This is a genomic window from Acinetobacter sp. A3 (genome assembly GCF_012371415.1).
Taxonomy (GTDB): Bacteria; Pseudomonadota; Gammaproteobacteria; order Pseudomonadales; family Moraxellaceae; genus Acinetobacter.
This window is the reverse complement of record NZ_JAAZQW010000024.1, coordinates 1-21,171: the sequence shown is the minus strand read 5'-3', so window position 1 is coordinate 21,171 and position 21,171 is coordinate 1. Positions and strand designations below refer to the sequence as shown.

The window sequence follows — 21,171 nt, the reverse complement described above, 5'->3', positions numbered from 1 at the left end:
CAGGGCGAAATTCACGTAAAATACTGCCCTCTATGAAAGGGGTTTGAAATGTATCGATGGTCGGTACAGGGATAATCCGTAAAAACTATAAGGTTGTATCATGGTAGTTATTCGTCTTACTCGTGGTGGTGCTAAAAAGCGTCCATTCTATCAAATCGTTGTAACTGACAGCCGCAATGCGCGTGACGGTCGTTTCATCGAACGTATCGGTTTCTTCAACCCAACAGCTCAGGGTAAAGCAGAAAAACTTCGTTTAGATGCTGACCGTTTTGCTCACTGGGTTGCTCAAGGTGCTCAACCGTCTGAACGTGTTGCTTCTTTAGCTGCTCAAGCGAAGAAAGCTGCAGCTGCTGCATAATTTTTACAAATTAAGTCGTAGGTAGCCCATGACACCAACACAGAATGTGCCCGAAGATCGTATTCAGATTGGACAGCTACGTTCAGCATATGGATTAAATGGGTGGCTCTGGGTCTATTCCAATACAGAACCCATGAGCAACATATTTGACTACCTGCCTTGGTACATCGAAACCAAAGCAGGTTGGCAAGTCGCAGATGTAAAACGTTGGAAACCACATGGCAAAGGCTTGGTGGTCAGCTTAAAAGGTGTGAGTGATCGCACTGGAGCAGATGAACTGGTCGGCGCAAATATCTGGATTTCAAAATCGCAACTGCCTCAACCAGGCGTGGACGAGTATTACTGGTCAGATTTAAAAGGCTTAACCGTGTTAGGTCTGGATGATGACGAACAGGAAATTAATCTCGGTCAAATCCATGAACTGTTTGAAACAGGTGCCAATGACGTGATGGTGATTCGCGCAACTGCCGATAGTGTCGATGGTGAAGAGCGTATGATTCCATGGCATAAAGATGTGGTACAACGTGTTGATCTCGAAGCGGGTCGCATCTACGTCAATTGGGGCGTAGATTATTAATCCTTTCAGGATTCGCAGAGCAGGAAAATAGAGGAGTCTGCGGTGTTTTTTGCAGTCATTACGCTTTTTCCTGAAATGTTTGAGGCGATTACACGTTTCGGTATTAGCGGGCGCGCAGCACAACGTGATCTGATGCAAATTCATTGTATCAATCCTCGCGATTATGCGCAGGGCAACTACAAACGAGTGGATGAACGTCCATTTGGTGGTGGTCCTGGTATGGTGATGATGGCTGAGCCGTTGGCACAAGCAATCCAACATGCCAAAAACCTTGCACAGCAAGTGGGTGCAGTTCATGTGCCAGTGGTGTATATGTCACCACAAGGTAAAACCTTAAACGAAACAGCAGTACAACAATTTGTTCAATATGACGGATTAATTGTGCTGTGTGGTCGTTATGAGGGGGTCGATGAACGTTTAATCCAAAACTATGTAGATCAGGAATGGTCAATTGGAGATTACGTGTTATCGGGTGGTGAACTGCCTGCGATGGTGTTGTTGGACAGTATTATCCGGAGACTTCCAGGTGCGATGTCTGATGAACAATCACATGTGCAGGACTCTTTTGTGGATGGTCTTTTAGATTGCCCACAATATACCAAGCCAGACCATTTTGAAGGGTTGGACGTGCCTGAAGTATTAAAATCGGGTCATCATGCCAATATTGAAAAATGGCGGTTTTTGCAGCGCTATCAACGTACACTTGAACGTCGACCTGAGTTGATTGAAAAAGTTGAGTTGAGTAAGCAGCAGAAAAAATGGCTAAAAGATTCGCAAGGGTAGACCAAATAATTGGTTTATCTAAGCACAATGGCTACAGGCAGTTGGTTTGTAGTCTTAAATAGGCTCTTTATGCATTGAAGCGGTCAGGCATAAAGGGAAAGTCAATCGGGTCTATGCGCTTTAGCCTCTATACCCAGTGGAAATCAGACCTCTTCTGACCCACACATACTGGAGATACCCCATGAGTGGTAAGCATCCTTTAGTACAAGCTGTTGAAAATGCACAGCTTAAGCAAGACATCCCAGCTTTTGCACCAGGCGATACAGTTATCGTTCAAGTAAAAGTAAAAGAAGGTGATCGTGAGCGTCTTCAAGCATTTGAAGGTGTGGTAATTGCGAAGAAAAATCGTGGTTTGAACTCTGCGTTCACAGTACGTAAAATTTCTAGCGGTGTTGGTGTTGAGCGTGTTTTCCAAACTCACTCTCCAATCGTTGCTAAAATCGAAGTGAAACGTCGTGGTGACGTTCGTCGTGCTAAACTTTACTACCTACGTGAATTGTCTGGTAAAGCTGCACGTATTCGTGAAAAATTACCAGCACGTAAACAAGGTTAATTTTAACTTTGCGTTACAGCTAAAAAATGCGCCTAAACGGCGCATTTTTTTATGTGTGCTATTTGAATTTATAAACCTTGTAGTTTTAAACGGTTGGCATGCTGACGATAGACATCAACTGGGTCCGGAGCAAAAATGCTTTTTAAACCTAATAGTTGGTTGACTTCATCTAAGTGATTCCAATGGTAATTGTCACGGACAGTTTGACCAAATTTAGCACTACAGCGTGAAACCAGACCATCGTTATCGCGACCATTATCAATGAGTAAACTGGTGGCTAACATGGCTGAATCTGGGTCAAGTACGTTGGTGACTGCACTGGTACCTGTAAATGAATAGAAATGGATACCTTTTTCTTGATATGCGCCCTCGCCACAACTGGTGGTTGGCATACCCATTGGGAATTTTTTGTTGAATTCTGCTGAGCCAGCTAAAGTTAAGCTGTTTGCACCTGCCAATGAGTCATGTGGATAGCTGTTTGGGTCTAAACCTTGTGCCCAAGTAATGGTTTTGGAAACCAAATTGACCATATCAATTAATGGCTGTTCAAGTGGTGTGCCCTGCACTTTTAAAATAAAGTCAGCCACTGGTGAACCTTTGTTTGGTGCACCTACCGCAGTGAGTGAAGCTACTTTAGAGGGCATTACACCTGCTACATAACGAATGGTTGGTCCGCCATGTGAGTGACCAATTAAATTCACTTTGCTTGCGCCCGTAATTGCCAGAATTTCATCTACTTGTTGAGCCAGTTGCTCACCACGAATTTCTGATGAGTTAAACGGAGATACTCGGGTTGCCCAAGTGTTCGCACCATTACGTGCTAAATTCGGTAAAATTTGATACCAGTAGTCGACACCAAGTTGGTCGTTACCAATCGTTGTAAATCCAGCCATGCCATGAGTAAACACAATTGGATATTTGGTTTTGGCATAATTAGAGTAAACAAAGTTGGATTTCACTTGGTCTGCATTTGATGCATGCGCAGTGGTGAATGTGCTTGCTGCAATTAAGCCTGCAATGAATAGTCCATATTTCATATAACATCCTCTATTTTTATTGTGCTTTCCTAGCATGACAACATCTATTGTCAACTTTTATTATTCAGGAAACTTACCATAAAGCAAGCCCTGAATGATAAATGGTGTTCAAAAAAGCATTGTGGTGGTACAACTTTTTTTGGATATTCAAGTGATATCCGTGACAACACGTTTAATGGGCAAAATCAAACCTGAGGTAGATAAACACCTTATAAACCTTGAAGTTTCAAACGGTTGGCATGTTGTCTGAATAAAGTTACAGGGTCTGGTGAAAATAGTCCTGTTAAGCCAAACATCATATTGGCTAGGTCAGTATGGTTCAGTCGGTAGTTGTCTCGAATCACATGGCCAATATGGGTACTACAACGCGCGACCATTCCGTCATTATCTTTGTGGCCATAAGACAACGGCCCTAATTGCATTAAAATACTATCAATGTCCAGTAAATTGGTGGTTTGTGAAACACCTGTCCAAGAATAGTAATGAATCCCACGATCCACTTTGGCACCGCTGGTATTACAGTTGGCAGCAAGCGCTGTGGTTGGGAAACGTCTGTTAAAATCGGCAGAGGCCGTTTCAGTGAGTGATGCCATTGAAGCATCAAAATCAATAGGCATGTCGGGTTGAGCTTGTGCCCAGCTAATCAGTGGTGCGACCATATAATCGCCCAAAATATTAAAAGCGGTACGTGATAAACGATTGTTCTGAATATCATCGGCAACTTTTGAACCGCGGAATGTACCTGCTACACCTGTAATTGAGGCAACATATTCAGGTTTGGTAGCAGCCACATAACGCACCGTTGGACCGCCATGCGAGTGACCAATTAAATTGACTTTGGCCTTGCCTGTAATGGCCATGACTTCTTCGACTTGGGCAATTAACTGTTCACCGCGAAATTCTGTACGATGTGCAGGCGAGAGCTGTGCTGCAAAAACGGTAGAGCCATTGCGTGCCAGATCAGGCAAAATTTGATACCAGTAATCCATGTTGAAGATTTCATTGCCAATGCGTGACCAGCCTAGCCAGCCATGCACCATTAACAATGGATATTTGGTTTTGGCATAGTCTGATTTGACTCGTTCCTGAACAGCTAAAACGCTTGGCGCTGCTTGGGCTGTGCTTGTCATTCCGTATAGACAGCCGATTGCTGCCAGTGAAAGGGCACGTGTGTAATTGATCATGGTCATAACAATCCTGTGTTCTTTATTTTTATGGTGAAAAATTGTGATCTAAGCGCCTCCCTTACAGCTTAGTGTTTGTTGCCTGTTGGTAGTCATCTACGACTATTTTTTGTACGATTCGATATTTTTCCATGTGCCATACATAAAAAACATATCATTTGAGGACAGTTCTAGGCTGTGAATGAACAGATTTGTAAAATTAATTTAATATACAAATGTCTTTAAATATTAAGTATATGCGTAACTTAATATCTTGCTTTAAATGTGTGAAAGGGTGCACTGAAACAATAAAAAATAGGGCAGTGATTTGCCCTATTTCTTTGCAGTTGAATACAGCAGTTGTTCAATCTGCAAAAGGTAGTTTGTCGCCTTGATCATGCACTTGTTCAAAAGTGTCTAAACGTAATTGTTCTTGAGGGTTGCTAAAATGCTGGGTGCGCAGTTGTTGTACCGCTTGTTGTTTGGCATTTTGGCTCATACCGCTTTTCATGATCTGATCACGCTCAGTCAAATAGCCTTGTACCCGAGATTTCCACTGACTACGTTGTCCATCTAACTGTTCTAAACGCTGGGTAGCTTCTGGGCCTACCAAGTTTAGACGCATGTCACGAATTTCTGCGGCAGAACCGCCACGTGCTTTAATTGCTGCGGTTAAACTGCGCAAATCCTGTAAAGTATTTAACTGCTCTAAATTCTCCTGCCAATCTTGCGGGAGTTGTTTAAATAATTCCTGTAATTTTTGCGCTTTTTCAGCTTCGGACAATTTTTTATCATCCATCACCGCCATGCGTTTTAAGGTGTATTCGTGGTAGATATCTTCCGTACCAAATAAACCTTCAATTTCATAATCTGAAAAATACTGTTTACGCAGGTTTTGCATATTGCTAAAAATGCTGCGGTAATATTGTGGATCTTCCTGACTCAAGTTCGGTGCTTGCAGTTGCCCCAACGCATTTCTGTAGTCTAAATAACGCTGCCATAAATCTAAAATTTGCGATAAAGCAGGTTCTTTATGGCTTTGCGTGATATAGGCTTTAAAATCTGTGCTGATTGCTTCAAGGCTCTTTTCGCCATATTGGGTAATAAAATATTCAAAACAATTGCGAGTTTGTTCATTAACGATCAGGCGGTTGCTTGAATCTAGTCTGAGCTGACAATTGATTTCGGTATCTTGCTGGCTTGGACTTAAAAATGACGCGGCAGCGTTATTGTGCATGGCCTGCTGCATGCGTATCTGTTCAGCACTTTGTGTATCTGAAGTCTGTTCATGAGAAGTAGATTCAGATGTGCCTGACTGCGGCATCAGCCAATACACCAAAGCGGCAATGGCTAGAATCACAACAGCTAAAACAATCCATATTTTATTTTTCTGCATTCCGATGCACCTGTTTCATCCGTTTTATTTTTTTAATCGGGTTTCAATATGCCATAAAAGTTGGTAGCTGTTCTAGAAAAGTTGTCATTTATCTCGGCAGATTGTTACCATGACACAGTTTTGCTTTGACTTACTTTTTGCTATGAAATCATCTGCGGCTAAAATTCAGCGTCGTGCCATTAGTGGTGTGTTTTTATTAAATAAACCTTTGGGGATTAGTTCTAATGCGGCTTTGCAAAAAGTACGCTGGTTGTTTCGGGCGCAAAAAGCAGGGCATACGGGGGCATTAGACCCATTGGCTTCAGGTTTGTTGCCTATTTGTTTAGGTGAGGCCACCAAGTTTTCACATTATTTACTCGATTCTGTAAAACGCTATCAGACCACCATTCAATTCGGGCATAGCACTACGACAGGAGATGTAGAAGGTGAAGTCTTGTTACGGCAAGCTGTGCCAGCATTAAGCCAAGAAAAAATTGAACAGGTTTTGACGCAGTTTCAGGGCGATATTATGCAAGTCCCGCCCATGTATTCTGCCTTAAAAAAAGAAGGTCGTCCGTTATATGAGTTGGCTCGTCAAGGCATAGAAATTGAACGTGAAGCACGCCCAGTTACCATTTATGCGATTGAGCTACTGTCATTTACCGAAAACAGTATCACGCTGGATGTGACCTGTTCCAAAGGTACATACATTCGTGTGTTAGGTGAAGATATTGCCAAAGCTTTAGGCACTTATGGACACCTGACTTATTTGCATCGGATTAAAACGGGGCATTTTGATCTGATTCCAAGCTATAGCATTGAATATTTGGAAAGTTTAAGCGAAGCGGAACGTGAAGCCTTATTGCTGCCTGCTTATGCGCCTGTACAGCATTTTCCACAGGTTCAGGTGCCTGAAGGTCGGGCTGAATATTTTAGCCGAGGCATGGAAAGTAATATCGAGCATCCTGCTGTTGCACAAGTATTGGTGTTTGATGGTGAGCGTTGTTTAGGCTTGGCAGAAATTACCGACAAAAAACGCTTGGTGCCTAAACGAGTGTTAAATCTTTAAAATGCAGTGAGATAGTCTGTTTAAACTTGTGCTATGAAGACGTAAAGTTTCTCATACAAATCTTTGCAGGATTTCAGCTTCATGCCCTATACAGTAATTAGAGCTAAAAACTGAAATTAAAAACCGACAATAAAACCGAGCGTTGCGTTAGCCAGTGACATTTGCTTGCCAGCCAGCATCGGTTTAAAACAAGAGGTCTGCACATGAATATTTTTGAAGCTTTGCGCCAGAGTCACGAGATTCAACGAGATTTAGCCACCCAACTCATTCAAACGTCGGGCGATAGTCCTGAGCGTAGAGCCTATTTTGAACAACTCAAAAACGAATTGTTTGCCCATGCCGTGGCAGAAGACCGTTATTTTTATATCCCTTTAATGATGATGGATGCAGGGTTGAATATTACCCGCCACGCCTTGTCTGAACATCATGAAATTGATGAGTTGCTAGAACAGTTGACCGAAACTGAAATGAGCAATACAGGCTGGTTGGCTGTGGCCAAACAATTGTCAGAAAAAGTCCATCACCATTTAAAAGAAGAAGAACACGGTTTTTTCCAACAGGCAGGCAAAATTTTATCTGAATCGCAAAAACAAAGTTTGGCCAAACAATACTTGGCAGAGTATGAAAAATATAAACAAATGTCTAAAGACAGTTTGGTTTAAGTTTTCATTCAAAATGCCATTTAAGCACTGTGTGGCTGTTTGGATTTTTTCACGGCTCTAAAGGTCACACCAACTGAAGCCAGCATAATGCAGCACAAAGCCAGCCATTGCAGGCTGGTGATTTTCTCACCCAATAAAACCAAACCTGTAAGTGCAGCCAAAGCAGGCGACAAACTGGACAGTGTGCCATAGCTCATTTTGCTGAGTTGTTTCAGTGCTTGTAAATCTAAAGCATAAGGAATGGCAGTAGCGAGTACTGCAATAGCAAGTGCTTTGCCCCAATATTGAGTTTCAAACAGCGCAGGTGCATTGTTATATAATCCAAATGGAATCAGGGCCAAAGCCGAAATACTGATAGCGATGGTCAGTGCATGCATGCCAATATTTTGCTGTACCACTTTCTGGCCGAAGTAAATATAAAAGGCCCAGCATAGTCCTGCACCCAAAGCGAATACTGCGCCCAAGATGCTAAAATTATCGCCGTGAGCTTGTCCCCATGGCACCATAAAAATAATGCCTAAAATGGCCAAGAACACCCAGATATAATCTTTACGGTTTTGAATGGACAATAATGCCAAACCCAAAGGTCCGACAAATTCCAAACCCACTGCAATGCCTTGCGGTAATTTGCCCAAAGACAGATAAAACAAAATATTCATGCAGCCCAAGGCTGCGCTATAGCACAATAAATCACGCCATTTTAAATACGACAGCCGCGAAAGAATTTGCCATGAGCGAAACATGATTGCCACAATCACGCTGGCAAAGCACAGCCGTAAAATTGTCACGCTAAGCGGGTCGAGTACCTGAAAGAGTTGTTTGGCAAATGAGGCACTGATTTGATAGGAGATCATGGACAGAACCATGAACAACACCGCAGTGAGTTGGGCGTTTGGCATGAGGCAGGAAAATACTCTAAAGCGTCAGAATAGGAATACGGGGGAGATTATACCAAGTTTAAAATATTAGTGGGTTGTAGCACGATGCTGTGCAGATGCAGCAGACATAAAAAACCACAGTACGCAGACTGTGGTTTTTTGTAGCATGCGCTGCTGGTATTAGAACAATACACGTACGCGAATTGTGCCTTCAACTTCATGCAAGGTATCAAGCGCTTCTTTAGATGCTGTTGCATCAACGTCCATTACCAAGTAACCGACATCACCTTTGGTCATAAGTGACTGACCAGAGATGTTGATGCCGTGTTCAGCAAACAGGTTGTTAATTTTAGACAATACACCTGGAATATTTTGGTGAATGTGTAATAAACGGTGTTTGCCTTCGGTTAATGGCAGTGCAATTTCTGGGAAGTTCACTGCAGATAAAGTCATACCTTTATCTGAATATGCAACGAATTTCTCTGCAACTTCTAAACCAATGTTCGCTTGTGCTTCCATCGTCGAACCACCCACGTGCGGTGTTAAAATCACGTTTGGTAGGTTGCGTAGTGGAGAAACAAACTCTTCACCATTGGCTTTTGGTTCTTTCGGGAACACGTCAACTGCAGCACCTGCAATATGACCAGACTTGATCGCATCAGCTAAATCTTCAATAACGACACAGGTACCACGTGCTGCGTTAATGAAAATAGAGCCTTCTTTCATCTGTGCAAATTGTTCTTTTGCCATGAAATTACGGGTAGATGGCACATCTGGAACGTGTAAAGAAACCACGTCTGCATTTGCCAATAATTCGCCCATTGAGCCAACTTGGCGTGCATTACCTAAAGGTAATTTGGTCACTGCATCATAATAAATCACGTGCATACCCATGCTTTCAGCTAAAACTGAAAGTTGAGAACCAATTGATCCGTAACCCACGATACCTAAAGTTTTGCCACGTGTTTCAAATGAACCTACTGCGGACTTATTCCAGCCACCAGCATGTGTGTCGGTTGATTTTTCAGGTACGCGACGTAGCAATAAAATTGCTTCAGCAAGTACTAACTCTGCAACCGAACGGGTATTTGAATATGGGGCATTGAATACTGGAATACCACGTTCCATTGCTGCAGTTAAGTTGACTTGGTTGGTACCAATACAGAAACAACCTACAGCAATTAGCTTGTTCGCAGCTTCAAAAACTTCTTCAGTCAGCTGTGTGCGTGAACGAATACCAATGAAATGCGCATCTTTAATCGCTTCTTTTAACGCATCGCCCTCAAGCGCCGTTTTACGATAATCGATGTTGGTATAACCCGCTGCATTTAACACGTCGATAGCGTTCTGGTGTACGCCTTCTAACAACAAGAAACGAATTTTATCTTTAGGTAGTGAAAGATGTTGGCTCATTACGGCTCCGCTACAAAGGCCAAATTTAGTGGCGGTATGATAACATAGGAGACGGGTCGATATACATTTCCTTTATGACCAAGTGTGCAGGTATTTTTTGTCAGATATAATCTCATTCAGAAATATTGGCTTAAATCTCCCTGTAATTTGCGGGTTATATTATCGGAATTGCCAATATTGACGGGTTTTTCAGAAAAATCGCTTATAATAAGCGGCATTCATGAAAGCCAACCCATGCTGTTGCTTTGATGCACAAAATTTTGTCTTAAGCATCTTCATCTAAAATCTTCAGAAGATGTTCAGACAGTCGCTTTTCTTCCTGTTTAATTCTTGCTAGGTCTGCAAACGATGAATGCTCCAGTCGCTTTAACACCTGAGTTATTGACCCAATTAACGGCAATAGTCGGTGAAAACCGTATTAAAACTGATGCTGATAGTCTCCAAAACTGGGGTCGTGACCATACAAAGCATTTTGATCCGAATCCATCGGTCATCGTTTTTCCATCCAGCACGGAACAAGTGCAAGCCATTGTGAAACTGGCCAATCAGTTTAAGGTTGCAATTACGCCATCGGGCGGGCGTACAGGTTTGTCTGCGGGTGCAGTCGCAGACAACGGTGAAATTGTGGTGAGCATGGACAAGATGAATCAAATCTTGGAGTTTTTCCCTGCAGACCGTATGGTGCGCGTGCAAGCGGGTGTCGTGACCGAACAACTGCAAAACTATGCAGAAGAACAGAGTATGTATTATCCAGTCGATTTTGCCTCTTCAGGCTCTTCACAAATTGGCGGTAACATTGGCACCAACGCAGGCGGTATTAAAGTTATTAAATACGGCATGACTCGTAACTGGGTGTTGGGTCTGACTGTGGTGACAGGCAAGGGTGACATCCTTCGCCTAAACAAAGGCATGATCAAAAATGCAACGGGTTATGCACTGCAACATTTATTTATTGGCGGTGAAGGTACACTCGGTTTAGTGACCGAAGCTGAGATTAAACTAGAGCGCCAACCGCAAGATTTACAAGTGATGGTATTGGGTGTGCCTGATTTTAATTCAGTGATGCCTGTATTACATGCCTTCCAAGCCAAAATTGATCTGACTGCATTTGAATTCTTTGGTGAATTGCCAATGCAGAAAGTGTTGGATCATGGCCATGTGCAACGTCCATTTGAAACTAAATGTCCATTCTATGTGTTGCTTGAATTTGAAGCGCCATTTGAACCAATTATGGACAAGGCGATGGAAATTTTTGAATACTGCATGGAACAAGGCTGGGTGATGGATGGCGTGTTGAGCCAAAGTCTAGACCAAGTCGAAAGCTTATGGCGTTTGCGTGAAGACATTTCTGAGTCGATTGCGCCGTTCATTCCATATAAAAATGATATTTCAGTGCTGATTACTCATGTTCCTGCATTTATTCAGGAAATTGATGCGATTGTGGCAGAAAACTATCCTGACTTTGAAATTTGCTGGTTTGGCCACATTGGTGACGGTAACTTGCACCTGAATATTCTAAAACCTGCAGATTTAAGCAAAGATGAATTCTTTGCTAAATGTCAGGTGGTGAACAAGTACGTGTTTGACACAGTGAAGAAATATGATGGTTCAATTTCTGCAGAACACGGTGTGGGGATGACCAAAAAACCATATTTGGAATATTCTCGTTCGGCTGAAGAAATTGAATATATGAAAGCCTTGAAGCAAGTATTCGACCCTCAGGGCATTATGAATCCAGGCAAATTATTTGATCTGTAATTCATTTGAGTTAATAAAAAACGCATCCTTGTGATGCGTTTTTTTATGCTGAGATTTTAATTTTACATTTCTATGCTAGCGTTTTTGCACTAACAAGGCATCATAGAAGTATGAATAATAATGAACATTTTGGAGGAATTATGTTGCGTTTAATCACGGTTTCAGCATTGGGTATTGGGCTATTGTCAGGTTGTGCAACCACACAAAATATTATTTCACAGGTCAGTCCTGCAGAAACGCCTTTGGCGCAAGTATTAAAACAACGTCCAGATTTGCGTAAACAACTCAGCACGGTGGAAATTCGTCAATACTTTAACCGTGTGGAAGCACCAACTGCGGCAGAAGTAAAAATTACCGAAACAGGATTAATGGACGATTCAGTGCGTTCTATTCGCAGCATTTATCACTTCAAAAATGTGAATGGGCAATGGCAGCAGGGCGATGTACAGACTGCTTATTTATGTGCACGTGGTAAAAATACCAAGACTTTCCAAGCAAAAAAATGCCCTTAATTTATTAGTTGTCGTTATTCGGCATATCATTCATCTATGAATCTAAAGCTTGGCTCAAATGAGTGATGTTCTAAAAGTGCAACAAAGCGTCTGTGGATAATACTCGTGTTATCCACAGATTTTATTTAGGATCAAACATCTTCCATTCAGTTCAGGCTGGTACGTAAAGCTATGTCACTTAAAATATTGGCGTTTCTACACCGCAATGATAGCCGTTTTGCCATGGGCGATTTCTATCCTGTCCTTTCGATCTTTTCGCATTATGAATTGGGCAATACCGTATCGCCTTTTTTATTGCTCGATCATTTGGGGCCAGGTGTTTTAAAACCAACGCAATTGCGTAAAGGGGTTAGTGAACATCCACATCGGGGTTTTGAAACGGTCACGCTTATGTTTCAGGGTGAATTAGAACATCGTGATTCAAGCGGTGGGGGGGAGGAATCATTGCTGAAGGTGACGTACAGTGGATGACAGCTGCTTCAGGGGTGATGCATCAGGAAGTCTTTAGTGAAGCATTTTCTAGGCAAGGTGGTGCTTTTGAAATGCTGCAATTGTGGGTCAATTTGCCTGCCAAAGACAAAATGAATCCGCCGCGTTATCAACGTTTACGTGCGGCACATATTCCTAAAATTATGTTGGCAGATGATACGGGTTATGTGCGAGTGATTGCTGGTGAGTATCAACAACAAGTAGGGCCTGCCCAAGTACATTCGCCTATGCACGTATATGATGTATTTGTAAAACAAGGGCATCGAATTCAATTGCCTGCGCAATCGGGCGAGACCACCTTGTTGTATATGCGTTCTGGGCGTGCCCAATTTCAGTCTACAGATGAAGAATGGGATGATCATGCTTTAGCCGTGATGTCGAGTCTAGGAAATGATGTTGAATTGACAGCATTACGTGACAGCCATTTTTTATATTTAAGTGCTACGCCTTTGCATGAGCCGATAAATGGGCATGGTCCATTTGTAATGAACAGCTATGCAGAAATTCTAGAGGCATTTGATGATATTAAAACAGGCAATTTTATCCGTTACCCCGCTGAAGGAAGTGATGCCTGATTGGGTCTGATGTCGCATCAAGTGCCAGGTTCTATTCATCTCAATGACTAAAAAAATGCGCCACAAATTTGCCATTCAACTCTGTTAAACTGCAGCTCAATTTTCTATTTTATGGGCTAAACGCTGCTGTGTTGCATCGTTTAGTCCTTTATAACTCATGCCACAGCAGCAAAAAAATACCATTCAACGTGCCACACTCATGTTTCCCTTGGCTTTGGTCTTGTTTGAGTTCGCAGTTTATATTGGCAATGACTTGGTTCAACCTGCGATGTTGGCCATCACACAAGATTTTGGTGTCAGCAGTGCATGGGCAGCTTCGTCCATGTCATTTTATTTGTTGGGCGGTGCTTGTGTGGCGTGGTTATTGGGGCCACTCTCTGACCGTTTGGGGCGCAAAAAAGTATTATTGGGCGGCGTGGCATTTTTTACTCTGACCTGCTTATTGATTCTATTAATTCAGAATATTGAAAGTTTCCTAGCCCTCCGTTTTTTACAAGGGTTTGGCTTGTCGGTCATTAGTGCAGTCGGTTATGCGGCTATTCAGGAAAATTTTGCAGAGCGTGATGCAATTAAAGTCATGGCACTCATGGCAAACGTCTCTTTACTTGCTCCCTTGCTAGGCCCAGTCTTAGGTGCATTTATGATTGAGCATGTTTCTTGGCACTGGGGATTTATTGGCATAGCACTGTTGGCATTTTTGAGTTGGTTTGGATTGAAAGCCAAAATGCCTGAAACTCAGCAAAGTATTCCTAAACGTCCGTTTCGAGATGTTTGGGATGATTTTAAGCAAGTTTTTCAAAATACCAGATTCTTAGGTCTAACATTGGCGCTGCCTTTATTGAGCATGCCCTTAATGTTGTGGATTGCGTTATCTCCCGTGATGTTGGTTGAAGATTTAGGCTTTAGCAGTCTGCAATACGGTTTGGCGCAGTTTCCTGTTTTGGGTGGTTTGATTTTAGGAAATCTGGTGCTGATGAAAGTCATAGACCGTTTGCCTTTAGGTAAAACAGTCTTGATTGGCTTGCCTTTAATGTTGTTGGGCAGCGTGCTGATTGTATTGGGTGCAATTGGGCAAAGCTATTTTGTGTGGTGCTTGGTGATTGGCATGAGCCTGATCAGTTTTGGTGAGGGGATGAGCTTTTCAGTCTTATATCGTTTTGCCTTAATGTCATCGGAAGTGTCTAAAGGCACTGTTGCTGCCAGTGTTTCAATGCTATTGATGCTGTGCTTTTTTATTGTGATTGAACTGGTACGTGTTTTATATATTCAATTTGATATTTGGGCTTATAGTGTGGCTTGTTTGGTGCTGATAATGCTGTGGTTTAGTTTGCCACGCATGATGCTTAAACAGGTGATGCAGGAGCGAGTTGCTGCAGGGCAGTTTTAAGAGTGTAAATTTTTCTGCTGCATCATCAAACAAGGCGATGTTGTATCGCCTTGCAATATTTGATTTAGAAATCAAATATCAAATAATGTGTAATGTGATAAACGCTAAAAAGGACTTGTAGATTAAGCCTCTACAGGTTGTTCCATCTTTTTCAATTTAGCATCAAAAACAAATGGGCCAAAAGGTAAAATTGATGCAATTAAGCCCAAAATAAACATTTTAAGAGACCATTTTTGTTTTTCACAAACCACAAAAAGCACCACTAAAAATGCGATAAACAATACGCCGTGACCCATACCTACATATTTCACTAAAATTGGGTTATCGAACATATATTTCATTGGCATGGCAATAAATAACAACAATAAGAATGAAATACCTTCGAGTAAACCAACCAGACGTAATGTTTTAATGTTCATGCCAATCTTTTTAAAGTGGATAAAAATGCAGTGTAGCTGAAATTTAGACATTCGCAAAGATGAGCGGTTGTGATCTCTGCACATTTATAAGTTAGACACGATGTTTGCAAAATTGAGCTGTTTTCTGCTAGTTCGTAGCAAGTTTTTCAAAAATTAGTGAGTGTGGATATGAAACACGACTGATATAAAGCGAGACGAGCTGCATTGAGCTTATTTTTAGAATAATCCACAACAAGATGATTTTACTTTTTTGCGGATAAGTCGAAAGGCATGTGTATAACCCTTAACTTATCCACAATTGATTTTAAATGTTTTATTGAAAATGTATAAAGCGGGTTTAAATGACCCCACAGGCGATTCGCTCACCACCACCGCCCAATGGTTTTGGATGGTCGGCATAGTTATCGCCGCCTGCATGAATCATTAAAGCCAATCCTTCAACTTGTGCCAATGTTAAACGTGGTGCAATCACGGTTACTTTGGCTGTTCCATCGCTTGCAACACTTAAAGCAGGTAAATCACCTAAATGTCCTGTCAGTGGTGTGCCATGATGCGGGACATTTTTCGGATTAAAATGACCGCCCGCTGCCAAAGCAGCAACCATTTTTCCTTCTTTTTCTGCTGCTGCACATGAACCTTTTTCATGGATATGAAAACCTCGTTCACCTGCAGGGAGTTGCTGGAGTTGGGTGTGAATGACTAAGCCTGCTGCACTGTCACGCAGTTCGACCGTACCTAATTCTTTGCCAATACCTTGTGCTGAAACAGCATGCATTTTCACTAATTTTGATTTTTCTTGTGTGGTTGCGGTGGTGCTGCAACCCATGAGTACGAGACCACTAAAAGCAGCAAGACTGGCAAATTGGAGTATTGAGCGCATAAAAGACATCCTGTTTGTTGTGCATAATATTTAGGGATGTCTTGATTGAAACAAAGTTAGCCACGTTACAATACAACATTTGCGTAGTGGAATGTATGTACTGTGTTGAGCTGATTTGTTCAGATCAACACAGCCATGTGAGCAATATGATCAGAAAGAAAGCTTAATCAAGCTTTGAATTGGAAGATGAATCGTCTTCGGGTAGGTCGTGTGCAAGTGTGGCTTTCGGCATCATTAAAGCTTCGGGTTGATTATTTTCATGCAACCATTCACGCCAAATGGCCAGTAACACGGCCAAAATAACTGGGCCAATAAACAGACCAATTAAGCCAAAGCTAGCAATGCCACCCAGTACACCAAACATAATCAATAAGAATGGAATTTGGGTCGCACCTGAAATCACCAAAGGTCGGATGACGTTATCTGCCGTGCTGACTACACACACGCCCCAAGCCATAACGCCAATGGCTTCCATGGTATGCCCTTGGGTGAATAACCATAAGGATACCGAACCATAAGCCAGCGGTGGGCCAAAGGGAATCAGCGCAAATAAGAAGGTCACAATTGTCAGTACCATTGGGTTAGGTACATCGGCCACAAAATAACTTACACCTGCCAATAAGGCCTGTGCAATTGCCGTAAGACCAACCCCATACACCACGGCACGTGTGGTTTCAGAAATGGTATCTAAATAGTGGTGAATACGTGGCCCAATCACCATTTCTAAAGCCTTGCTGACTTGATGCAAGATGGTGTGACCATCACGATAGAAAAAGAAGAGCGATAACAGGGCAAAACCCAGTTTAATCAGATTTTTACTGACCTCATTAATGACCACTTTTCCGTAGTTTAAATGTCCCTGAATCCATAAGGAAATAGACTGCACAATACTGTTGGGATCGTGGTTAATTTCTTTGAGAGTGCGGGTGACTTCTTTTCCGATAATCGGTAAATTACGAATAAGATCAGGCACATCTAAATGGCCAGAAAAGACCTGTTTTTGCAATTCGTAATATAAATTGCGACCTTCATGTTGCAGAATAAAAATGGCAAAGGTGAGTGGAATACCTACTACCAACGTGACCAACAGCATCATTAGGGCTGCACTGAGTGTAGGACGATGACCGCATAGACGTAGCACCGACTGATACAGTGGCCAGCTCATGTAGGCAATAATTGCTGCCCAAACAACAGGAACAATGAAGTATTTGAGTATATGAAAACCCAAAAACATCAGGACAAAAAACAGTCCAAACAATAAAATTTTTTGTAATGTTGGCGCGTACTGTTGCACTGAATTCACTGAAACATTCCTAAGGTCATGTGCCATATTAACTGAAAAAAAAGCTCCCGAAAACGAGAGCTTGGTAAGTTCTGGTGAATAAACCCTAAACAGGGGATATTCTAGGCTTTAAAACCATTGGCTAGGGTCATCTACTATGGCGTTTAACACAGGTTGCCATTGATCTTGCATCTGTAAATAAGTCTTTTGAGTTTTATCAAAAATACTGAGACCCTGCATGGCCAATTGTCCGTAAGCGGCGCGTTCTGAAATCCAAGCCACAGGCTGCTGTTCAATTTTTTGGAAAAAGTCCTGAATATCTTTAGAACTGGCAGAGTTTGGTTTGACACGGTTGGCCAGTAATAAAATTTGTACCTTGCCTTTGCGAATGCGCTTAATATCTTGTAAATGCTTTAAAAAGCGACGAGTGGAGTCAATATCAAAAAACGAAGGTTGTAGCGGCGTGATAATAGCATGCGCTTCACTGACCAATTGTTCAGCATGCTCGCCCGATAATGCCCCAGGTGCATCAATAATTAAGTATTCAATATTTTTAGGTGCATCACCAATCGACTTTTCGTGACGCCAGTCCAGACTTTGAATTGGGGCGGCTGTTTCTGGTCGTTGTTTTAACCACTGTAGCGCAGATTTTTGGTTGTCGGCATCAGCTAAGGCAACTTTATAGCCTTTTTGTGCAAGTGCAGATGCTAAACTAATAGCCGTAATGGTTTTACCACAGCCACCTTTTTGGTTGGCAATCAATATAGTTTTCATGACCCTCGAATCGATTTTACGCTGCTCACTCCTAGCATAGCATTGTTTTATGCTCGGAATATGACAGTTGACAAAAGTCGTAAAGAGAACTGAAAAAATTCAGGATTAGAAGGTTAAATGTCAATTTGGATGGCCATGCTGATTGGGGCATGTATAGGCGTAGTGTTGACCACGCTGATTTTGAGTAATAGCCGTAACGGGCGGATTAAAGCTGAGTATGAGCAATATATTGCAGAAATTGAACTTGCTCATCAGCAGGCGTTATTGCAGGCGCAAAAGCGCAGTGTAAACACCAGCCGTGCGGTGCTAAAAGGCAAAATGGCAGAGCAACTGGCACCGATTATGCCAGAATTTCAGTATTTACCCAGTGATGCCAAATTTTTAGGTGATCCTGTCGATTATGTGGTGTTTGATGGTTATACCGATTATCGGGATGGCAACGGACGTGCCGAAGATATTGCCATTGTCTTAATTGATATTAAAAGTGGTGGTGCGCGTCTGACCAAAGGCCAGCAAGCCATTGCTCAGGCAATTCAGCAGGGTAAAATTCGTTTTGAAACTATCCGTATTGATTTTCAAGATAATGATTAAACATATCTCACGCTGTAACAACGCGACATGACGTCATCTTTGTGGGTTGCATGGCAATGTAAGAGGCATAGTTGGTTTTAGCTATTGAAGCAAAGTCTTTGCATTTAGATTTTAAAGTGATGACTTTAACTTATCATTTGGGTTTATGCACCCGCGCCAATAACATACGCTGCGCAAGGCTTGGAATGCCTGCAACATCGATATAGCGAACTTCGCCCAATTCAAAACCCGTTTCGAGTAGGGCGACTTCAATATCACGATTTAGATGGCAGCCATCTGCAACTTTCTTTTGAATAGGGGTAAGCAGGTGCTGTAAACGCTGAATATTTAGGCTTTGTCGGTTCAGCACATGCTCCACCACATGCAAAGTACCGCCGGGTTGTAGTACACGATAAATTTCCCGCAAACTTTGTGCCAAATCTGCAATGCTGCACAGCGTCCAAGTAGACACCACATGCTGTAGTTGTTCATCGGCAAAAGGGAGTTGTTCTGCACTTGCAGCAATGTGCTCAACTAAAAAGGGTGCTGCGTCAATTCGTTCCTGTGCCAGTTGAAAGACGGCTGCATTGGGCTCTAAGGCATAAACCGTATCGATATTTTGATAAAAAGCTAAATTGATCCCTGTACCAAAGCCTATTTCCAACACTTCACCTGACACGCCCAATAAAAGTTCACGGCGCAAATCCATGAGCGACGGGGTTTGCATGACTTGATTGAGCAGGTGCGGAAAAATATGTTTTTGATAAAGTCGGTACAGCATATTTTAATCTGATCATTCCTTTTTATTACCTTTGAGCTTAGCTGAAAAGTCTGTGCTTTTGCTATGTCAGTACATGCCAAAGACTGCATTTTGTTACTAATTTCAACTATTGTATTCATGATCTAGCGCTAAGATAAAAAGCTGAATACATGAATTTGATGGGCTGATGACCATGATGAAAAAGCATATTTCACTCAAACTGACCGCATTATTGTTGACTTTGGCTTTGCCATGTTCTGGCTATGCTTCGGTTGAGCGTAATATTGCCAAAGGCTTACCACCTGTCGTGAAAGGTCAGTCGATTGAAGTCTTGCAACCCTTTAAAGGTGATTTTCGGATTTTGGGTTCTAAAACCTATCAACATGATGCCCAAGCCAAATTTTCTCCAATTGATTATGCGGTGAGTTGGGGTTTATTTGCTGAACCTGAAATTGCCCGTCATATCACGGTCAATCAATATGACCGCTATTTAAACTGGAAAATAGATCGTTTGCCTGTACCTGCGGAACAAGCCATGCAAATGGTCTCCAATATGCACATCATTCCTGCCAACCCACAAATTGCCAAAGAAATTAAGAAGGTCAAACGTGGCGATTTGGTGCGTTTAAAAGGGGAGTTGGTGGAAGTCAAAGATCAGGATTTGGTCTGGACATCATCGCTTACCCCTACCGATACGGGGGATGGTGCTTGTGAGGTATTTCGCGTCAGTTCAATTCAGTGGATTGAAAAGGTTAAAAGTTAGGACAGGGTGATGAATGGCTATTTGCGCATGTGTTTGAGTGGATGTGTTGTGGCAGTGGGCATAAGTGCATGCACAGGTATGAATTCAAGCATTGATGGACAAACGTTTAAATTTACGGCACAGCAGCAATGTCCCGCATTGTTAGAAATGGATGTTGGGCAAACTTTAGAATTACAACTGAATGAAAACCTAAGCACAGGCTATCAATGGAGTTTGGTAGAGCCGCTGAAGTTATTTGATGTAGAAAGTATTTATCACACTGCTGAAGCTTCATCTTCTGCCCAAGTAGGGCAAGGCGGACAAAAAATATTTTATTTTCAGGCTATCAAGGCTGGTCAGGAATTGCTCCACGTGAAACATGCCCGAGCATGGGAAAAAACCGCAATACAAGAATGGCAATGTCGGGTGCGTATTTCTTGATGTGTTTGGTTATGCTAAACAGCTCGAATCATTGTTAGATTCAACGGCAAAGAATCTATAATTTCTTAAAATAAAAAGCCTTGTGAGGCTGTTTATAATCAGTATCACACGGCTTTCCTATCTAAATTTAAAACTAAAATACTCAAAATTATTTGGCGCTGAGTGCTTGCCCTTCAAATCGGATGCCATCCCAACCATGTTGCATAAACTGGCGAATGTTTTGGTGGTCACTGCCTGTCAGGTTTGCACGTACCGAGGCATAGTGTTCTGCAAACAAACTGAGGGTTTGTGCCTGATCTAAACCTTTTAACTGAGCAAAAGAAAATACTTTAGCGCTGCCCTGATTTTCAGTGGCAGCATTGTTTTGTTGTCCATTTTTAAATGCGGTTGGGGTGTGGTTATAGTGTGCTTCAATGAATGCAATCACATCGGCAAATGTTGCACTGCCTGCCTCAAGTTGAGCCAATAATTCTTTTGCCATGACATCCTCCACATGTGCCTAAATTGAAATAATATGCAGACTAGCGCAATTTGGTTTTGAGTGGAAAACTTTTTCGTGTATTTAACTTATGTGAATTAGGAAGATGTAAAATCTGAGCAAAGATATGGATGCTTCGGGCAAGATATCTTGAAATACAGAGTGATTGATATCAAATAACTATATTGACAAATATAGTCAAACACATACAATTTAGGTATTAAATTTTAAAAAAA

General features: G+C 42.0%; 23 protein-coding genes and 1 pseudogene. 13 read left to right on the top strand and 11 right to left on the bottom strand.

The features are described from left to right. Positions 1–100: 100 nt before the first annotated feature. From rpsP to rplS, 4 genes are all read left to right on the top strand, one after another. Positions 101–358 (top strand): 30S ribosomal protein S16, encoded by a 258-nt coding sequence (gene rpsP / locus HHA42_RS08900; protein WP_004974526.1) that lies wholly within the window; start codon positions 101–103, stop codon positions 356–358. A 28-nt stretch (positions 359–386) separates the two neighbouring features. Next, complete coding sequence (rimM, locus tag HHA42_RS08895; protein WP_168526206.1) at positions 387–935, top strand: ribosome maturation factor RimM; 549 nt, start codon at positions 387–389, stop codon at positions 933–935. Positions 936–977: 42 nt separating this feature from the next. After that, on the top strand, positions 978–1,718 hold the full coding sequence (gene trmD, locus HHA42_RS08890; protein ID WP_168526204.1) for a tRNA (guanosine(37)-N1)-methyltransferase TrmD: 741 nt from the start codon (positions 978–980) through the stop codon (positions 1,716–1,718). 181 nt (positions 1,719–1,899) lie between these two features. After that, entirely contained in the window at positions 1,900–2,271 is a 372-nt protein-coding gene (gene rplS / locus HHA42_RS08885) for a 50S ribosomal protein L19 (protein WP_004974529.1), read from the top strand. Between the two features lie 68 nt (positions 2,272–2,339). Here the strand turns inward: rplS and HHA42_RS08880 are convergent, their stop codons facing one another. The 3 genes from HHA42_RS08880 to HHA42_RS08870 all read right to left on the bottom strand — a co-directional run bounded on the left by HHA42_RS08880 (position 2,340) and on the right by HHA42_RS08870 (position 5,867). Next, positions 2,340–3,308 (bottom strand): triacylglycerol lipase, encoded by a 969-nt coding sequence (locus tag HHA42_RS08880; protein ID WP_168460729.1) that lies wholly within the window; start codon positions 3,306–3,308, stop codon positions 2,340–2,342. Between the two features lie 209 nt (positions 3,309–3,517). Then, a complete protein-coding gene (locus HHA42_RS08875) occupies positions 3,518–4,498 on the bottom strand; it encodes a triacylglycerol lipase (protein ID WP_168526202.1) in 981 nt (326 codons plus the stop codon). Positions 4,499–4,835: 337 nt separating this feature from the next. Continuing rightward, a complete protein-coding gene (locus tag HHA42_RS08870; RefSeq protein WP_168526200.1) occupies positions 4,836–5,867 on the bottom strand; it encodes a lipase secretion chaperone in 1,032 nt (343 codons plus the stop codon). A 142-nt stretch (positions 5,868–6,009) separates the two neighbouring features. Here HHA42_RS08870 and truB point away from each other — a divergent pair, with 142 nt between their 5' ends. Both truB and HHA42_RS08860 read left to right on the top strand, forming a co-directional pair. Beyond that, on the top strand, positions 6,010–6,915 hold the full coding sequence (gene truB, locus HHA42_RS08865; RefSeq protein ID WP_168526228.1) for a tRNA pseudouridine(55) synthase TruB: 906 nt from the start codon (positions 6,010–6,012) through the stop codon (positions 6,913–6,915). A 203-nt stretch (positions 6,916–7,118) separates the two neighbouring features. Beyond that, positions 7,119–7,577, top strand: a complete 459-nt coding sequence (locus tag HHA42_RS08860) for a hemerythrin domain-containing protein (RefSeq protein WP_168418489.1) — start codon at positions 7,119–7,121, stop codon at positions 7,575–7,577. A gap of 20 nt (positions 7,578–7,597) precedes the next feature. Here the strand turns inward: HHA42_RS08860 and HHA42_RS08855 are convergent, their stop codons facing one another. Continuing rightward, positions 7,598–8,476, bottom strand: coding sequence for an EamA family transporter (locus HHA42_RS08855; RefSeq protein WP_168526198.1), 879 nt, complete (start codon positions 8,474–8,476; stop codon positions 7,598–7,600). 159 nt (positions 8,477–8,635) lie between these two features. Then, on the bottom strand, positions 8,636–9,868 hold the full coding sequence (gene serA / locus HHA42_RS08850) for a phosphoglycerate dehydrogenase (RefSeq protein WP_168418491.1): 1,233 nt from the start codon (positions 9,866–9,868) through the stop codon (positions 8,636–8,638). A 348-nt stretch (positions 9,869–10,216) separates the two neighbouring features. Here serA and HHA42_RS08845 point away from each other — a divergent pair, with 348 nt between their 5' ends. From HHA42_RS08845 to HHA42_RS08830, 4 genes and pseudogenes are all read left to right on the top strand, one after another. After that, positions 10,217–11,626 carry an FAD-binding oxidoreductase gene (locus tag HHA42_RS08845; protein WP_168526196.1) on the top strand — a complete coding sequence of 470 codons (1,410 nt, stop codon included), beginning with the start codon at positions 10,217–10,219 and terminating at the stop codon, positions 11,624–11,626. Positions 11,627–11,766: 140 nt separating this feature from the next. Beyond that, positions 11,767–12,138 (top strand): hypothetical protein, encoded by a 372-nt coding sequence (locus HHA42_RS08840; protein ID WP_168418493.1) that lies wholly within the window; start codon positions 11,767–11,769, stop codon positions 12,136–12,138. A 171-nt stretch (positions 12,139–12,309) separates the two neighbouring features. Then, positions 12,310–13,202, top strand: a pseudogene (locus HHA42_RS08835) (pirin family protein). Between the two features lie 157 nt (positions 13,203–13,359). Then, positions 13,360–14,589, top strand: a complete 1,230-nt coding sequence (locus HHA42_RS08830) for an MFS transporter (RefSeq protein ID WP_168460723.1) — start codon at positions 13,360–13,362, stop codon at positions 14,587–14,589. A 122-nt stretch (positions 14,590–14,711) separates the two neighbouring features. Here the strand turns inward: HHA42_RS08830 and HHA42_RS08825 are convergent, their stop codons facing one another. The 4 genes from HHA42_RS08825 to HHA42_RS08810 all read right to left on the bottom strand — a co-directional run bounded on the left by HHA42_RS08825 (position 14,712) and on the right by HHA42_RS08810 (position 17,944). Continuing rightward, entirely contained in the window at positions 14,712–15,008 is a 297-nt protein-coding gene (locus HHA42_RS08825; protein WP_168418496.1) for a DUF3817 domain-containing protein, read from the bottom strand. Positions 15,009–15,345: 337 nt separating this feature from the next. Further along, entirely contained in the window at positions 15,346–15,888 is a 543-nt protein-coding gene (gene sodC, locus HHA42_RS08820; RefSeq protein WP_168460721.1) for a superoxide dismutase family protein, read from the bottom strand. Between the two features lie 163 nt (positions 15,889–16,051). Next, complete coding sequence (locus HHA42_RS08815; protein WP_096901248.1) at positions 16,052–17,191, bottom strand: AI-2E family transporter; 1,140 nt, start codon at positions 17,189–17,191, stop codon at positions 16,052–16,054. 108 nt (positions 17,192–17,299) lie between these two features. After that, positions 17,300–17,944 carry a ParA family protein gene (locus tag HHA42_RS08810; protein WP_096901247.1) on the bottom strand — a complete coding sequence of 215 codons (645 nt, stop codon included), beginning with the start codon at positions 17,942–17,944 and terminating at the stop codon, positions 17,300–17,302. Positions 17,945–18,061: 117 nt separating this feature from the next. Between HHA42_RS08810 and HHA42_RS08805 the strand changes: the two genes are divergently transcribed. Next, positions 18,062–18,535, top strand: a complete 474-nt coding sequence (locus HHA42_RS08805; protein WP_168418498.1) for a Holliday junction resolvase-like protein — start codon at positions 18,062–18,064, stop codon at positions 18,533–18,535. 133 nt (positions 18,536–18,668) lie between these two features. On the opposite strand, the gene HHA42_RS08800 is transcribed toward HHA42_RS08805, so the two are convergent. Continuing rightward, positions 18,669–19,295, bottom strand: a complete 627-nt coding sequence (locus HHA42_RS08800; protein ID WP_168418499.1) for a class I SAM-dependent methyltransferase — start codon at positions 19,293–19,295, stop codon at positions 18,669–18,671. Between the two features lie 175 nt (positions 19,296–19,470). On the opposite strand from HHA42_RS08800, the gene HHA42_RS08795 reads away from it, so the two are divergent. Beyond that, positions 19,471–20,037, top strand: a complete 567-nt coding sequence (locus HHA42_RS08795) for a hypothetical protein (protein WP_171287417.1) — start codon at positions 19,471–19,473, stop codon at positions 20,035–20,037. 9 nt (positions 20,038–20,046) lie between these two features. After that, positions 20,047–20,457, top strand: a complete 411-nt coding sequence (locus HHA42_RS08790; protein ID WP_168418501.1) for a protease inhibitor I42 family protein — start codon at positions 20,047–20,049, stop codon at positions 20,455–20,457. A gap of 148 nt (positions 20,458–20,605) precedes the next feature. Here HHA42_RS08790 and HHA42_RS08785 read toward each other — a convergent pair whose 3' ends face one another. After that, positions 20,606–20,938: a HopJ type III effector protein gene (locus HHA42_RS08785; protein WP_168418502.1), complete on the bottom strand. Its 333-nt coding sequence runs from the start codon at positions 20,936–20,938 to the stop codon at positions 20,606–20,608. Positions 20,939–21,171: the final 233 nt, after the last annotated feature.

Coding starts and splice junctions, on each gene's coding strand:
- HHA42_RS08785 (WP_168418502.1), bottom strand. CDS start 20,938: ATGGCAAAAGAATTATTGGCTCAACTTGAGGCAGGCAGTGCAACATTT.
- HHA42_RS08845 (WP_168526196.1), top strand. CDS start 10,217: ATGAATGCTCCAGTCGCTTTAACACCTGAGTTATTGACCCAATTAACG.
- rimM (WP_168526206.1), top strand. CDS start 387: ATGACACCAACACAGAATGTGCCCGAAGATCGTATTCAGATTGGACAG.
- serA (WP_168418491.1), bottom strand. CDS start 9,868: ATGAGCCAACATCTTTCACTACCTAAAGATAAAATTCGTTTCTTGTTG.
- HHA42_RS08810 (WP_096901247.1), bottom strand. CDS start 17,944: ATGAAAACTATATTGATTGCCAACCAAAAAGGTGGCTGTGGTAAAACC.
- truB (WP_168526228.1), top strand. CDS start 6,010: ATGAAATCATCTGCGGCTAAAATTCAGCGTCGTGCCATTAGTGGTGTG.
- HHA42_RS08800 (WP_168418499.1), bottom strand. CDS start 19,295: ATGCTGTACCGACTTTATCAAAAACATATTTTTCCGCACCTGCTCAAT.
- HHA42_RS08855 (WP_168526198.1), bottom strand. CDS start 8,476: ATGCCAAACGCCCAACTCACTGCGGTGTTGTTCATGGTTCTGTCCATG.
- HHA42_RS08880 (WP_168460729.1), bottom strand. CDS start 3,308: ATGAAATATGGACTATTCATTGCAGGCTTAATTGCAGCAAGCACATTC.
- HHA42_RS08790 (WP_168418501.1), top strand. CDS start 20,047: ATGAATGGCTATTTGCGCATGTGTTTGAGTGGATGTGTTGTGGCAGTG.
- HHA42_RS08860 (WP_168418489.1), top strand. CDS start 7,119: ATGAATATTTTTGAAGCTTTGCGCCAGAGTCACGAGATTCAACGAGAT.
- HHA42_RS08870 (WP_168526200.1), bottom strand. CDS start 5,867: ATGCAGAAAAATAAAATATGGATTGTTTTAGCTGTTGTGATTCTAGCC.
- HHA42_RS08840 (WP_168418493.1), top strand. CDS start 11,767: ATGTTGCGTTTAATCACGGTTTCAGCATTGGGTATTGGGCTATTGTCA.
- HHA42_RS08795 (WP_171287417.1), top strand. CDS start 19,471: ATGAAAAAGCATATTTCACTCAAACTGACCGCATTATTGTTGACTTTG.
- HHA42_RS08830 (WP_168460723.1), top strand. CDS start 13,360: ATGCCACAGCAGCAAAAAAATACCATTCAACGTGCCACACTCATGTTT.
- sodC (WP_168460721.1), bottom strand. CDS start 15,888: ATGCGCTCAATACTCCAATTTGCCAGTCTTGCTGCTTTTAGTGGTCTC.
- HHA42_RS08805 (WP_168418498.1), top strand. CDS start 18,062: ATGTCAATTTGGATGGCCATGCTGATTGGGGCATGTATAGGCGTAGTG.
- HHA42_RS08875 (WP_168526202.1), bottom strand. CDS start 4,498: ATGACCATGATCAATTACACACGTGCCCTTTCACTGGCAGCAATCGGC.
- rpsP (WP_004974526.1), top strand. CDS start 101: ATGGTAGTTATTCGTCTTACTCGTGGTGGTGCTAAAAAGCGTCCATTC.
- HHA42_RS08825 (WP_168418496.1), bottom strand. CDS start 15,008: ATGAACATTAAAACATTACGTCTGGTTGGTTTACTCGAAGGTATTTCA.
- rplS (WP_004974529.1), top strand. CDS start 1,900: ATGAGTGGTAAGCATCCTTTAGTACAAGCTGTTGAAAATGCACAGCTT.